The sequence below is a fragment of the Nocardia sp. NBC_01499 genome (assembly GCF_045040275.1).
Classification (GTDB): domain Bacteria; phylum Actinomycetota; class Actinomycetes; order Mycobacteriales; family Mycobacteriaceae; genus Nocardia.
Window position 1 is genome coordinate 3,660,153 of the sequence record NZ_CP109426.1, and the last position, 13,748, is coordinate 3,673,900.

The 13,748-nt window shown below is 65.2% G+C and carries 12 protein-coding genes; 8 read left to right on the top strand and 4 right to left on the bottom strand.

All coding sequences use genetic code 11. From position 1 onward, the window contains the following. Positions 1-684: 684 nt before the first annotated feature. Positions 685-942 (bottom strand): AbrB/MazE/SpoVT family DNA-binding domain-containing protein, encoded by a 258-nt coding sequence (locus tag OG203_RS16840; RefSeq protein ID WP_405166594.1) that lies wholly within the window; start codon positions 940-942, stop codon positions 685-687. A 918-nt stretch (positions 943-1,860) separates the two neighbouring features. On the opposite strand from OG203_RS16840, the gene OG203_RS16845 reads away from it, so the two are divergent. Beyond that, positions 1,861-2,772, top strand: coding sequence for an aromatic prenyltransferase (locus OG203_RS16845; protein ID WP_405166595.1), 912 nt, complete (start codon positions 1,861-1,863; stop codon positions 2,770-2,772). Between the two features lie 167 nt (positions 2,773-2,939). Here the strand turns inward: OG203_RS16845 and OG203_RS16850 are convergent, their stop codons facing one another. Further along, entirely contained in the window at positions 2,940-3,164 is a 225-nt protein-coding gene (locus OG203_RS16850; protein ID WP_405166596.1) for a hypothetical protein, read from the bottom strand. Between the two features lie 471 nt (positions 3,165-3,635). Here OG203_RS16850 and OG203_RS16855 point away from each other — a divergent pair, with 471 nt between their 5' ends. The 3 genes from OG203_RS16855 to OG203_RS16865 all read left to right on the top strand — a co-directional run bounded on the left by OG203_RS16855 (position 3,636) and on the right by OG203_RS16865 (position 6,025). After that, complete coding sequence (locus tag OG203_RS16855) at positions 3,636-4,088, top strand: CBS domain-containing protein (protein ID WP_405166597.1); 453 nt, start codon at positions 3,636-3,638, stop codon at positions 4,086-4,088. A gap of 25 nt (positions 4,089-4,113) precedes the next feature. Then, complete coding sequence (locus OG203_RS16860) at positions 4,114-5,403, top strand: SLC13 family permease (RefSeq protein ID WP_405166598.1); 1,290 nt, start codon at positions 4,114-4,116, stop codon at positions 5,401-5,403. 70 nt (positions 5,404-5,473) lie between these two features. Beyond that, positions 5,474-6,025: a TerD family protein gene (locus tag OG203_RS16865; RefSeq protein ID WP_405166599.1), complete on the top strand. Its 552-nt coding sequence runs from the start codon at positions 5,474-5,476 to the stop codon at positions 6,023-6,025. 15 nt (positions 6,026-6,040) lie between these two features. Here OG203_RS16865 and OG203_RS16870 read toward each other — a convergent pair whose 3' ends face one another. Next, on the bottom strand, positions 6,041-7,261 hold the full coding sequence (locus OG203_RS16870; protein WP_405166600.1) for a cation:proton antiporter: 1,221 nt from the start codon (positions 7,259-7,261) through the stop codon (positions 6,041-6,043). A 397-nt stretch (positions 7,262-7,658) separates the two neighbouring features. On the opposite strand from OG203_RS16870, the gene OG203_RS16875 reads away from it, so the two are divergent. After that, positions 7,659-9,899: a hypothetical protein gene (locus OG203_RS16875; protein ID WP_405166601.1), complete on the top strand. Its 2,241-nt coding sequence runs from the start codon at positions 7,659-7,661 to the stop codon at positions 9,897-9,899. Positions 9,900-9,909: 10 nt separating this feature from the next. Here the strand turns inward: OG203_RS16875 and OG203_RS16880 are convergent, their stop codons facing one another. Continuing rightward, complete coding sequence (locus OG203_RS16880) at positions 9,910-10,398, bottom strand: MarR family winged helix-turn-helix transcriptional regulator (protein ID WP_405166602.1); 489 nt, start codon at positions 10,396-10,398, stop codon at positions 9,910-9,912. A 78-nt stretch (positions 10,399-10,476) separates the two neighbouring features. Between OG203_RS16880 and OG203_RS16885 the strand changes: the two genes are divergently transcribed. The 3 genes from OG203_RS16885 (at position 10,477) to OG203_RS16895 (ending at position 13,746) form a co-directional block, all read left to right on the top strand. Further along, positions 10,477-12,252, top strand: a complete 1,776-nt coding sequence (locus OG203_RS16885) for a chloride channel protein (protein WP_405166603.1) — start codon at positions 10,477-10,479, stop codon at positions 12,250-12,252. Between the two features lie 155 nt (positions 12,253-12,407). Beyond that, positions 12,408-13,034: a TetR/AcrR family transcriptional regulator gene (locus tag OG203_RS16890; protein ID WP_405166604.1), complete on the top strand. Its 627-nt coding sequence runs from the start codon at positions 12,408-12,410 to the stop codon at positions 13,032-13,034. Further along, on the top strand, positions 12,997-13,746 hold the full coding sequence (locus tag OG203_RS16895; protein ID WP_405166605.1) for an ABC transporter ATP-binding protein: 750 nt from the start codon (positions 12,997-12,999) through the stop codon (positions 13,744-13,746). Before OG203_RS16890 ends, OG203_RS16895 begins: the two co-directional genes overlap by 38 nt. Positions 13,747-13,748: the final 2 nt, after the last annotated feature.

The window sequence follows — 13,748 nt, forward strand, 5'->3', positions numbered from 1 at the left end:
GACTTTCACTACGGCGACCAGCACCCACCAACCACAGCACCCAGCAGACGATTCCGCTCTACCGTGGATGCCGATTGGACCACCTTGCAAACAAGGGACCGCCAACTACTTTAAGCACGCGGCAAACCAGCTACCTCAGAAGGGAGCCCGAAACCCACTATAGCTCAACACAATACCGATAATGGAGAACTCTACAACATCTCCGCGCTAAGCTTCAGCGACGTAACTGACCACCGCTTAAACACACCCTTGTGTCATCGGTGTCACAGCGAGGGGTTCAAGTCCCCTCTCGCGCATTACTTGTGTCATGTGTGTCGCGTTCAGGGGTTCAAGAGTCCCTGAACGTGACACATATGCCCCCCACCAGGGCTCTTTTAACACTTCCCCGCAATCGAAGCCAGCTACGTGTTCAAGACACCTCGAACACGCGCACGCGGTACACGCGAGAAGTTTGCCCGAACCAGCTAGGAACCTGTCGGAAACCCGACCGTCTGGCTTCTTCGAGATAACCTGGTGGTCGCTGGTCCAACACCGACGAAGGCCGAACGTGTCGGCGTGTCTCATCGAGCACGTTTTCCCGAACGCATGCGAACCCAGCAACCAAGGTGTAGGGGTCCAACAACCGCTTCTACCGCGAAGCAAAGCCGGTCAAACATCCCCGAACCGGACACCGCAACGCAGCAGCTAGCCCTCCCACGGCCCGGGGAGCGGAATCACCGCCCGAGCCTGCGGATCCCGCACGGGCGCCAGCATCGGCGACAGGGCGCGGCCCAGGGTCTGCGGGCTCAGAACCGCGACGAGACCCTCCTCGGGCATCGCGACCAACAGCACCGGATCCCCCGCCTCGATACCAGCATCGCGGCGCACCTCGGCCGGCAACCGGACATGACCCCGACGATCGACCACCGCACGACCCCACTCGACCACTCCGACCGTGATCACGCCCTCGACCCACCACGAACCCGACCACCGTCCCCGACGGCCACCCCATCGCCTCGAACACCCGCGACCCACACACCCGCGACCGATCATTGATGATCGACACCGCGAACTGCGGCAACCACAACCGATCTGACGGATCGGGACTCTCCGGCTCGAGCAAAGACTCCGCCGCGTCCAGACAACGGTCCATAAGAGCATGGAACTGTTTACGATCGAATGCGGACATCGGACATCGGCTCCTGCCCCGCCGCTGATCCTCGTCTCCCACTCCATCAAACCCGAACATCACGAACCGTGCCACCCAAGCCCAACCACACACTGACCGGCCCGTCGACCGTTGCCGACGACAGCTCCCCGGCCGGATGCCTTGCTCGACAGATGCATCGGGGCCATCGTGCATCCGCGGCTTTCTCTACCGAGCGAGTCGAGAGCGCCGAGCACGACAGAGGCGACCACCTCTATTTCGACACGGCTTCACTGATTCACGCCGAGTAGTCGTAGGGCGATCCCGGGGAGTCGGCGAGTCAGATGGGGCAGGGTGTCCGGCCGCTCGAGAACGAGGTGGTGCACGCACAGTTCGTTGATACCGCCAACGATAGCTGGCGGACGAGTTCCTTTGGGCACCAGGTTTTTTCGGCGATATTGCCCGAGTTTCGCGCCTATACTTGCCCGCAGCGGATCCAGGCAACTAGCCGAAGAGTGTGCGCCGGAATGACCATGTCCGGCACACAGATCAAGCTCTGGCTCAGCGCGGGGACCTGGAATGTCCTAGTCAGGTAGTCACGAAGATGCTATGACAGGATGGTTGGCGGATTTGTCGAGCCCGATGTCCGACGAGCGCGGCCCGGTTATCCTGAGCAGCGCTACGCATAGCCATCTGTGGTGTGGAAGATCGTTGGACAATCGAGGTGAGTAGGCATGTCCGTTGTCGTGACGCTCGATCGGATCCGACAGGATCTGCAGGAATTCGCACGTCTGGCCGAGGTCCGATACGACCCGGCGGTGATGGATCCGGTTCTCGCGGCGCTCGAGGATCTGTGGACCACCTCGGTGATCGGCGTTCGCACGACCACGCATCCGGTCGCGCAGCGGGGACTGAACGTGCGGTTGCTCAACTCCGGCCCGGGCACCGATCCGGTGACGGCGCTCCGCGAAGCCGGGCTGCTGGAGTTCACCGGGCATCCGATGGAACAGCTGCTCACCGACATTCCCGCGGCTGTGCCGGCGTCCTTCGGTGTCGACGTCGGGGTCGCTCGCGGAGTCGAGAAGATCTGGCTCATGTTTCCCGAATTGATCAGCGTGGAACGCTTACTCGGATTCGCGGGCATCCCCGAGGCGGCGCGTGCGCATACAGCACACCTGAGCCGTTACGGCGGCGAAATCGGGATACTGGCGCTGGATTTCACCAGTCGCACCATGAACCTGTACTCACAGCCATTCACCCCCGGTCAGCTCACCGCCGCCGACATCAGCACGATCCTGGCCGACCTCGGCTTCGTCGCGGCGACCGACCAGGAGCTCGCGCTGCTCGGCCAGACCTTCGACCTGTACCGCACCTTCTCCTGGACTTCCCCACGGATGCAACGCATCTGCTTCCCTGTTCGCTATGACGCCACGAGTTTCCCGAAGCAACTCGATCCCGTTTTGGACCGCTTCGTCTCCGGCGCGCCCTACGCTGGAACCGGACCCCGCGGCTTCACCTTCTACACCGCCTACGGCCCGAACGACCGGTACTACAAGGTCCAAGCCGAGTACACCTCGACCCGGCACGTTACCGTCCCCGGCGGGCGAACCCCCGATCAACTTGCACCCCAGGGGAGTACGCCCTAATCCCCTGAAGTCAGTGACCAGTGATACATAGCCTCGGCACGGGACATCTCAGTACACGGAAATCTATGCCGCCTATCGCGCGATCGGCAGGCGAGAAGTACTACGGAACAGCACATCCGGTAGTAGCCGATTTCAGTGCGGGCACCCGCTCCGGGGCCTGAGAGAATTTACTGGTTGAGGGTGATCGTCGCGATTCCGACGAGCAAGCCGGCCTTGACCGCGTCGGTGTTGAACGTCTTGTTCAACAGGGCGGCGGCATCCTTGGACACCACCACGCGCGTCCCCTGGAGAACGGCGCTGTTGCCGTCTCCGGTCCGCAACGGCTTCAGGGTGCTGCCGTCGAGGTCGAACAGCAGTGCGTGCGTCGCGGCCGGGGCACCGTTGTCGACCACGAGGTCTCAGCCCCCTTAATAGATGTCGGGTGTGGTCTGCACAATAATTCGCCTCGCCCGACGCTGCGGACTGGTCCGGGCGAGCCGCTGTCGGCGCAGGCACGTTCGATGTGCAAGCTGATGGCGGCGCCGAGGTCGAGTACGGGGCCGACGCGAAGTCATGTCATCGCACAGATCGGTGCCATCGAAACCGCCATCCGCGCGGTCGAATCCGGGCCACGCGCGGGCTGATGCCCGACACGGCTGTCACCGACCAAGTTTGCCCTGGACGTATTTTTACGGCATCTTTACGGGTGGTGCGCCGGGAAGTCTGGTCGGCAAACCCGGCTCGTGATCACGGGTCGGGCGGCTGGTCATGGGAGATTTCTGTGCTTGGTTTTGCGGATAGCGCAACCGTGTCCCATCTGGCGTCTGCCGACAGCAGCGGGCGATCCGCCGTGACCCGCACCCGACACGCCGTATCGTGCATAGATGCAGGCAAGTCAGATAGCCGAGGACTACCCGTCGGTGCGGATGGATTCCGATGCGCTGGCCGCGGCCAAGCTGCTGGCCGAGCATCGGTTACCGGGGATCGTCGTGACCGACGGGGATCAGGTGCCTCGAGCGGTACTACCTGCCTCCCAAGTCGTGCGCTTCCTGGTCCCCGGGTATATCCAGGACGATCCGTCGTTGGCCGGGGTGTTGTCGGAGTCGGTGGCCGACCGGGTCGCGGACGCGTTGCGCGGCAAGACCGTTGGTCAACTGCTGCCGGACTCCGCGGCGAAACCGGTGATCCCGGTGGTGCGCGCCGACGACACGGTGATCGAGGTTGCCGCGTTGATGGCGCGGTGCCGTTCCCCGCTAGTCGCGGTGGTCGAGGGAAAGCGGATGGTCGGGGTGATCACCGCGTCGCGGTTGTTGCAGGTAACCCTCGCCAATACCTGACCGGTGACGGTCGCGGCGGTCTGCGGTGACCGCGATCGCGATCGTGGTGTTCGTCGCGGCGTATTCGTTGATCGCCACCGAGCGCATCCATAAGACCAAGGCCGCGCTCGGCGGTGCCGCCCTCGTGCTCGCGGCCGGTGTGCTCGATTCCGGGGACGCGTTCTTCTCCCATGACACCGGAGTCGATTGGGACGTCATCCTGTTGTTGTTCGGGATGATGGTCATCGTCGGGGTGCTGCGCCAAACGGGCGCGTTCGAATATACGGCGATCTGGGCGGCCAAGCGCGCCAAGGGATCTCCGGTGCGGGTGATGATCCTGCTGACCCTGATCACCGCGGTGGCCTCGGCGTTCCTCGACAACGTCACCACCGTACTGTTGATCGCCCCGGTCACCCTGCTGGTGTGCGATCGGCTCGACATCCGGCCCGCACCATTTCTGATCGCGGAGGTACTGGCGTCGAATATCGGTGGCGCCGCCACCTTGATCGGTGATCCGCCCAACATCATCATCGGCAGCCGAAGCGGCTTGACGTTCAACGACTTTCTCGTGCACATGACGCCGATCGTGGCGATCGAACTGGTGGTATTCACCCTCGTCTTGCCGATCCTGTTCCGCGGCTCTTTCAACACCACCGCGGAACGCATCGCGGACGTGATGACCCTCGACGAGCGCGAAGCCATCCGAAATCCGCGACTGCTGGCCAAGTGCGGTGTGGTGCTGCTGGCGGTGTTCGTCGGGTTCGTGGGTCATTCCTGGTTCCATGTCGATCCCGCGATTGTGGCACTGCTCGGCGCGGGCGTGCTGGTGCTGATCTCGGGCACCGAACCCGAGGACTACCTCTCCGGCGTCGAATGGGAGACGCTGCTGTTCTTCGCGGGGCTGTTCGTCATGGTCGGCGCGCTGGTGAAGACGGGCGTCGTGGAAACGATGGCGCGCTGGGCCGCCGACGCGACCGGCGGCAATGCTCTGGTAGCGGTCATGTTGATTCTCGGAGTGTCGGCGCTGCTGTCCGGAATTATCGACAACATTCCGTATGTGGCCACGATGAGTCCGCTGGTCGCCGACCTCGCCGCCGACATCGATAACCCGGTGCATTCGGACGCGCTGTGGTGGTCGCTGACCTTGGGCTCGGACTTCGGCGGCAACCTGACCGCGGTCGGCGCCAGCGCCAACGTCGTCATGCTCGGCATCGCCGCCAAGGCAGGGGCACCGATCTCGTTCTGGGAGTTCACCCGCAAAGGCGCGATCGTCACCGCTATCACCATCACCGTCGCCGCACCGTATCTGTGGCTGCGCTACTTCGCCTTCGGCTGACATCGGCAGTCCGGCACGGTTCGGCGGGGCGGCAACAGAGCCGCGGCCGCCAGGAAAGAGGGGGAAACCCATGTTCATCACACTCCACGACGAGAGCGGCATCGCGCTCGACTACGTCACCATGGCACTCGGCTGGGACCCGGTCCGCACCCACCGCTGGTTCGGCGCGAACAGCAAAGACATTGACCTCAACGCCGCCGCACTGCTGTTCGCCGACGATCAGATCGCCGACGTCGTCTACCACGAGCAACTACTCTCCCGCGACGGCGCGATCCGACACCTCGGCGACAGCACCACCGGAGAAGGCAAGGGCGACAACGAGATCATCACCGTCGACCTGACCAGGCTGACCCCGCAGATCAACGCAGTGGTCTTCATCGTGACCTGCTACACGGGTCAAACCTTCGAACACATCGAGAACGCCTTCTGCCGCTTGATCGACAGCGTGACCGGCGTCGAGATCGCCCGCTACGACCTCAGCGGCGGCGGATCACACACCGGCCTGGTGATGGGCAAAGTGTTCCGCACCAACGGAATCTGGCAGTTCACATCGATCGGCGACGCCATCCACGCACGACATCCCGCCGAAGCAGTACCCCAGGTCCGAGCCCTCCTGGTCTGACCCGCGCCGAGCCAACTAGGGCGCGGCGTCCGGCGTGTCCTCGCGCGGCGGGGCCTTGCGCCCGGTCGGCAGACTGTCCGGCGGTTCCACCCGCAGCACCCGCGCGACCGGAACGTCGGTCGAGGAGTGCAGCACGATCGACAACGCGATCGTCACGGCGACCAGATCGAACACGACCTCGCGGTCGGCGATCTCGGATTGCAACGCTAGCAATCCATAGACCACCGATGCGAAACCCTTAGGGCCGAACCAGGCCGCCGCTGCTCGCTCCGGTCCGCTCAGCGACGTCCGCAGCAACGAGATCAGCATCGCTGCCGGCCGGACCAGCAAGATGGCGAGCACCGCGACCGCCCAGCCGCCGACACCGAGGTGGCCGAGGCGATCCGGCGTGATCAACGCACCGAACACCAGCAGCGCGGCGAATTTCGTGATTTCGGAAAGAAGTTCGCCGAACGGCTCGTACTGCTCGGCCGCCACTCGATCCAGCGTGGCCAGTGTGGAACCCGCCGCGAACGCCGCAAGATACGGATTGGCGTGCGTGAGATGGCACAACCCGTACAGGGTGACGGCAATGGCCAACGGCCCCAACGCCTGTAGCCGCGGTTCCGCGGTCAGGATCTTCGACCGCCAGGCGAACGCGACGACCGCGGGCACCGCGATGCCGAGCACCACACCGAGCACCAGCTCCACCGCGATGTGCTCGAGTCCGGACTCGCGATGGGCCGCGGTCGCGAGAAAGATCAACACGAACGGCAGCGCCAGACCGTCGTTGAGCCCCGACTCCACGTTCAGCAGCCGCCGCAGCCGGACCGGAACATCGCTGCGCCCCACGATCGCCGCCGCGAACACCGGATCCGTGGGCGACAGGATGGCACCGAGCAAGAACGCGGTCGGCCAGTCCAACCCGGCGAGCCAGTGCGCGGGCAGCGCGATCAGGACCATGGTCAACGGCATCGCCAGGCCGAGCGCACGACCCGACAATCGCCAACCTTCGCGCAGCGCGGGCAGATTCGCCCGTTGGCCGTCGGTGAACAGCACGGTGAACAGCGCGACATCCGCCAGCACGACGACCAGTCCATCGCGCGGCTCGATCGTGACGAAACCGAATCCGCCCTGCCCGATCAGCGCGCCCGCCAGCAGGAAGAGCAACGCTGTCGACAACACCGTCCTGGCGGCCACGCCGGACAGCGAAACGCTGACCAGCAACACCACTCCGAACGCAAGCACCAGTGCCATCAGTCCCACCCCTCGAGCCGTTGAGCGCTGCCCGTCGTTGCGGGGTCACGCTGCAGACCAGACTTCCCGGCACACCACCCGTAAAGATGCCGTAAAGCCAGCACTCAGGCAAATGCTTTGGCGCGGTGCTGATGACGCACCGACACTGAATTCACATATGCCTGCCGAGTCGGGCCCGGCCCGGTTACGGTGCCCACTCGCACGCAGAAGGAGCTCGCCATGGCCGAGGTTGCCGCAATAGCACTCATCGGACTCTTCGTCGGTATCGCACTGCTCATTCGTCGCATGAATCGTGCTCGCGACTGAGTGTCCACAGCGAGGCCGTGCAGACTTCAACTACGCATGCATATGGCAACTGTTGCAGACTGCCGCTATCGGGTAGGGTCTGGCACTCGTGGTGGCAACTGCGGCAACGGAATCGCGCAACGAGGCGTATCGATGGGGAGCGGTCACCACTTTCGGTGTGGTGGTCGGCTACGCGGCGGTGCTGCTGGCGAACGCACGGCATTTCTATACCGATGACACCGAATCCCAGTACGCCGCACTGTGGGTGATGCTGGGGCGGCGCCTGCGCGACGGTCATTTTCCGGCGTTGGTGCCGTGGGAGTGGATGTCGGGCAACTATGCGATGGAAGAGGCCGGGTTGTACAACCCGCCGCAGTTGCTCGTCGATCTGATCGCGCCGTCGGTGGACAACCTCGCGGTCTACGCGACCGTCGTGAAGCTGGTGTTCTCGATCATCGCCGCGCTCGGGGTGTTCCGGATCTGCCGCGAGTACGGCGCGCGGGCGCCCTGGGCGGCGGTGGCCGGGATCGGGTTCACGCTCAGCGGATGGTTCCTGTTCTTCGATGAAGCGAGTTGGGCGACCTCGCTGACCGGCACCGCATGGCTGGTCCAGGCCTGGGCGTCGGGGGTCCGCTACGCGAGGGGTCGCAGCGGGCCGATTCCCACTGTCGTCTTCCTGTACCTGGCGATCTCGGTCCAATACATCTTTCCCGCAGTGGAATCGGCACTGATGATCGCCGCAGTAGCTGTCGGTGAAGTCGTATACCAGCGGCGATGGGCACCCTCGTGGCGGTTGCTCGCGGCGGCGGGGTGCGCCGGGCTGGTGGGGTTGGAAACCTATCTGCCCGGGATGTTGTCGTCGGCGGCGACCTGGCGTGGCAACGAGCGGGTACTCAATGACCCGTTTCTGACGGTGCCGTGGTCGGAGTCGCTCAATGCGAGCCTGCCCAGCACGGTGCCCGCGTTCACGGGGTGGTGGGGGTATGTCCAGCCGCTGCCCATGGTGTACATCGCGTGGTTCGCGATTCCGGCGTTGGCCTTCATCGACTGGCGTGCGGCGGCCCGGTCGGCCAGAGAGCTCAGCGGAGTCGGGTTGTTCGCGGCGGCGGTATTGATGTGGACCGCGGGCCCCGGGCGGATCGGTCCCTTACGCTGGCCCGCGCGGGTGTTGCCGATGGTCGCGCTCGCGCTGCTCGTGCTGGTGTGCGTATTGCTCAGCCGCCATGGGACTTTCACGCGGGCACGCAGTCGCGGCGTGGCCGCGGCGGTATTGATCGGCCTGTTGCTCGCGCGCTCGTTCTCGGCCGACCCGCATCACCTGATCCGCCATCTCGTCGCGGTCGCGGCTGTCGTCACGCTCGGTGCGGTCGCGCTGTGGCTCGGCCGGACCCGGGGAACGGTGGCGGTGTGCCTGCTGATCATCGGCTCCATGTTCCCGATCGCCTACCTTCAGGTGCACTCCGCACCACCGACACCGCTGTCCTACAACTTTCCGGAACGACGCTCCGAGATGACCGCCGCGTTCCCCCATTTCGACGGCGTCACACTGCAATTAGCCGACCGCGGCCTGCTGCGACCGGAGGACAGGAGCCTGGCGGGCGCCTACAGCTCGCTCGCGTTCGGCAACTATGCCAAGAATCTCGGGTTGGACTACGTCAACGCCTACACCCCTATCGGCCACGCCGCCTTCAGCGCGATGCTGTGCATGGGCTGGGACGGCAGCACGTGCCCGGATGCGTTCCGGCGCGCGTTCGCGACCGAATCATCCACCGGGCGAACGATTGTCGACCTGATGAAGGTCGACCGGGTCGTATTGCAGCGAGCGCAGTTCCCTGACGCACGCAATCAGCCCGCGCCGCCGGGCTGGCGATGGGTCGACTATCCAGGACACGAGAACTACATCTGGGTGCTCGAACGCACCGACGGCCCGATCTCGACCCGCAACGGTCTGATCGCCGATTCCGCAGGGGTGACGGCGATCTCGACCTCACGGGCGGACGTCACCAGCCGGGTTCGAGTGAGCTCGGCCGAGGGCGGACGGGTCGTCTTCGCCCGGCTCGCGTGGCCCGGTTACCGAGCCAGTCTGCAGGACAAGGACGTTCCGCTCACGACGGTGGCGGGTACGTTCGTCGCCGTCGACATCCCGGCGGGCACCAGCAATGCCGAATTGATCCTGACCTGGCGACCACCGGGCTGGCAGATCGGCATCGGGACGGCGGCGGCGGGGTTGGCCGGGTTGGCGCTACTCCACTGGGCAGGCGTCCGATCCCGTCGCCGCAACACTCACATCGCCACGCAGACAACGACATCCGAGCAAGACCCGGAGCGGTCCCTCGCGACCGTCGGCTCGTGAACGCTGCCCGCTACAGCGGATACGCCTGACTGCCCTCGGCGGCGAATTCGCCGCCGGCGGCGGTGAAAGCGTTGAGCGCGGCCACCAACCCCTGCCGTTGCGCGCGGGGCATGTTCGCTACGACACGGGCGATTTCGCGGCGGCGGCTCGCGGTGACCTCGTCGACGACCTCGCGGCCATGCGAGGTCAGATCGATGATCAATTCACGGCGGGTCTGCGGATTCGGTTGCCGGGTGATCAATTCGGCGGCCAGCAGCCGCTCCACCATCCGGGTCGCGGTCGAGGGCTGCACATCCAATTGCTGCGCCAGCGTGGCCAGTTTCACCGGTCCCTGGGTGGCCAGAATCACCAAGGTGCGAAATTGCGGGAGGGTGATCGTGTCGTCGACATGGGCGATCGATCGGGCCGATATCGCCACCAGCAGCCGCGACGCGGTGAGTAGCGCATCGGTCACTTCGTCGACCGAGTCCCGGGTGACCGAGCGGGCTGGCGGCACCATCGTCCTCCTCAGTGGATGTGACCACAGATTTTACCGCCCACCAAGAATTGCTTATAACAACTGTTGCATACTGCCATTGTGGGTGATGCGGAAATAGACAGACGAACCTGGGCGGCGATTCCGTTGCCGCGCCGCGAATCCACGGGGCGCTGGTTGCGGGAAAGCCCTTCGGCCGTGGTGCCGTTGGCAATCGCCGTCGGCGTGGTCACCGGGTTCGGTGCGGTGGGATTTCGCTACTTGATCACCGGATTCACCTGGATGGTGACCGGTCGAGCCGACTACGCGGGGCTCGGCCGGGTGGCGAGCCTGCATCTTCCGTGGCTGGGCGTGTGGTTTTTGTTGTTCGCGCCGGTGCTGGCCGGTGCGATTTACGGACCGATCGTGTATCGATTCGCCCCTGAGGCGCGCGGCCACGGGGTCCCCGAGGTGATGTATGCCGTCGCCGAGCATGGGGGCCGTATCGCGCCGCGGGTAACGCTGGTCAAAGCGTTCGCGTCGGCGTTGTGCATCGGCGGCGGCGGTTCGGTGGGTCGGGAGGGCCCGATCGTGCAGATCGGCTCGGCCGCCGGATCCACCCTGGCACAGCTGCTTCGGTTCGACGCACCACGCATGCGACTGCTGGTCGCCTGCGGCGCGGCCGGTGGCATCGCGGCCACCTTCAACGCCCCGCTCGCGGGCCCGTTCTTCGCGATGGAACTGATCCTGCGGAATTTCGCCGCCGAATCCTTCGGTGCGGTGGTGTTGTCGAGCGTGACCGCCAGTGTCATCGGACGCGCGCTGCTCGGCGACGAGCCGTTTCTCGCGCTACCGCAGTTCGGCGTGCGCAGTCCAGTCGAGTACTTGCTGTATCTGGTGTTGGGAATCGTCGCGGGTGTCGTCGGGGTGTGCTTTTCCAAGGTGCTGTATCTGGTCCACGATCTGTGCGATCGGGTGTGGCGCGGACCGGAGTGGGCTCGGCCCGCGGTGGGCGGGCTGGCGCTCGGGGCGCTGCTACTCGCACTGCCGCAGATGTACGGGGTGGGGTATCCGGTCTTGGAGAATGCCGTCGAAGGCCGCTATCTCGTCGGCATGGTGTTGTTGCTCTTGGTGGCGAAGATGCTGGCTACCAGCCTGACGATCGGTATCGGTGGCTCCGGCGGGGTCTTCGCGCCGACGCTGTTCATCGGCGCGATGACAGGCGTCGCCTTCGGCGACCTCGCCCACCTGCTCCTGCCCGGCCTCACCGAATCAGCGGGCGCGTACGGGTTGATCGGCATGGGCGCAGCACTCGGTGGCGCGACTCGGGCGCCGATCACCGCCGTGATCATCCTGTTCGAGCTCACCGGCGAGTACACGATCATCCTGCCCTTGATGGCAGCGGTCGCGATGGCCGATCTCAGCTCGAGGCTGCTGTCGAAAGACACCATCTACACGCGAAAGCTGTTGCGCCGTGGCGTCGATATCGACCGCCATCAACCAGCTCGTCCCGCGTTGCTCGCCCGCGACGTCGCCCGCGAAGTGCCGATCCCGTTGGACGAACACACCGACATTCGCGCCGCCGCGGACGCCTTGGCTCGGTCCACGGCGACGATGCTGCCCGTCGTCGGCGCGGACGGCTACTACCACGGCTGTGTCACCGCGCGCGATATCGCTGAAGCCCTCGAGGATCCGGGGTCGGCGGATACGGTGCGCGCATTGCTCACGTTGCCGCCGACGCTCGCGGTCGACGCGACCTTGCCGGACATGTTGACCGCGCTGATCGGTCACGACGGCACCGGCCTACCGGTGGTCGATCGCACGCGCGGCGAGTTGACCGGGTGGATCGACTACGACGACGTCCTGCTCGCGCTGCGCGCCACGGATCGCTCGCACTGACCGCACCTCGATTCGGGACGGCGATCGACGACCTCTTTGCGCACCAGACCACGTCAACCAAATTGCCTATAGCAACTGTTGCAGTGTGCCACTATCATGAGGATTGGGCGAACGCCCAAGGCGATCTACCAACCTGAAGTGCGACAGGAGGTCCCGTGGTCACGGCAGCCTCACAAGGCGAGGAAACGCGCGCCAAGCTAATGGCAGCGGCGGTCGAATTGATCGCCGAGCACGGCTGGGGCGCAGTGACCACCAGGCTGGTCGCCGAGCGCGCGGGCGTCCGTCCGGGGCTGGTGCATTACCACTTCCACTCGGTGACCGACCTGCTCATCGACGCTTCCTTACAGACGGCACGCACCGAGTACGACAACGTGATGGCCGGCGTGCTGGCGATGTCGGGTCCTGCGGCGATGACCCAGATGCTCACCGCGATCAGCTCCTACACCGAGACCGACACCGCGACGATGGCGATGAGCGAGATGATGCTCGCCGCGACCCGGCTCCCGCGGCTGCGAACCGAGCTGGGCCACTTCGTCGCTCGCGTGCGCGCAGCACTGACAACGTGGTTCCGCGAGCAAGGCACCACCGCCGACCCGGAGGCCACCGCGGCGGTGGTACTGGCGCTCATCGACGGGTTGATCCTGCACCGGATGATCGATCCCACCCTGGCCGGGGTGGAGGTGACCGGCCCGCTGCTGCGCGCGGCGGGACTGACCGAAAGTCCAGACAGCGAAGGACATTCCAGTGAACGAACACGGGAACAAGAACGCTCCGACGATTGACCGGCCGCGCGGCGGAATCCGCCTGCGCGGCGTCGGCAAGACCTATGGTGAGGGCGAGGCCGCCGTGCACGCCCTCACCGAGGTCGACCTCGATATCGCGCCGGGCGAACTAATCGCGATACTCGGTGCCAGCGGATCGGGGAAAACCACGCTGCTCAACCTCATCGGCGGTATCGAATCCGCCGACATCGGGTCGATAGTCGTTGCCGGTCAGGATATTTCGACCACGAAACCGTCAGCGCTCGGTGCCTTCCGGCGCGACCACGTCGGCTTCGTCTTCCAGTTCTTCAATCTCATCCCCAGTCTGACCGCACGGGAAAACATCGAGGTCATCGTCGAATTGACCGGACGCGGCAACCGCCGCCGGGCATCGGAGCTGCTGACGGCGGTCGGATTGGCCGACCGGGCCGACCATTTCCCCGCACAGCTCTCGGGCGGGCAACAGCAGCGGGTATCGATCGCGCGGGCGCTGGCCACCGACCCAGACCTCCTGCTGGCCGACGAACCCACCGGCGCACTGGATGTCGCCACCGGACGCAGCGTACTCGAGCTACTGCAACGCACCAGTCGCGCCGGACGCGGGGTGGTGATGGTGACCCACAACGAGGTCACCGCCGAGATCGCCGACCGGGTCATCCGGATGCGTGATGGCCGCGTCGTCTCCGCCGACACCAACGCCAGCCCGGTCGATGCCGCGAATGTCAGGTGGTGAGG

Coding starts and splice junctions, on each gene's coding strand:
- OG203_RS16865 (WP_405166599.1), top strand. CDS start 5,474: ATGTTCATCACACTCCACGACGAGAGCGGCATCGCGCTCGACTACGTC.
- OG203_RS16880 (WP_405166602.1), bottom strand. CDS start 10,398: ATGGTGCCGCCAGCCCGCTCGGTCACCCGGGACTCGGTCGACGAAGTG.
- OG203_RS16845 (WP_405166595.1), top strand. CDS start 1,861: ATGTCCGTTGTCGTGACGCTCGATCGGATCCGACAGGATCTGCAGGAA.
- OG203_RS16870 (WP_405166600.1), bottom strand. CDS start 7,261: ATGGCACTGGTGCTTGCGTTCGGAGTGGTGTTGCTGGTCAGCGTTTCG.
- OG203_RS16855 (WP_405166597.1), top strand. CDS start 3,636: ATGCAGGCAAGTCAGATAGCCGAGGACTACCCGTCGGTGCGGATGGAT.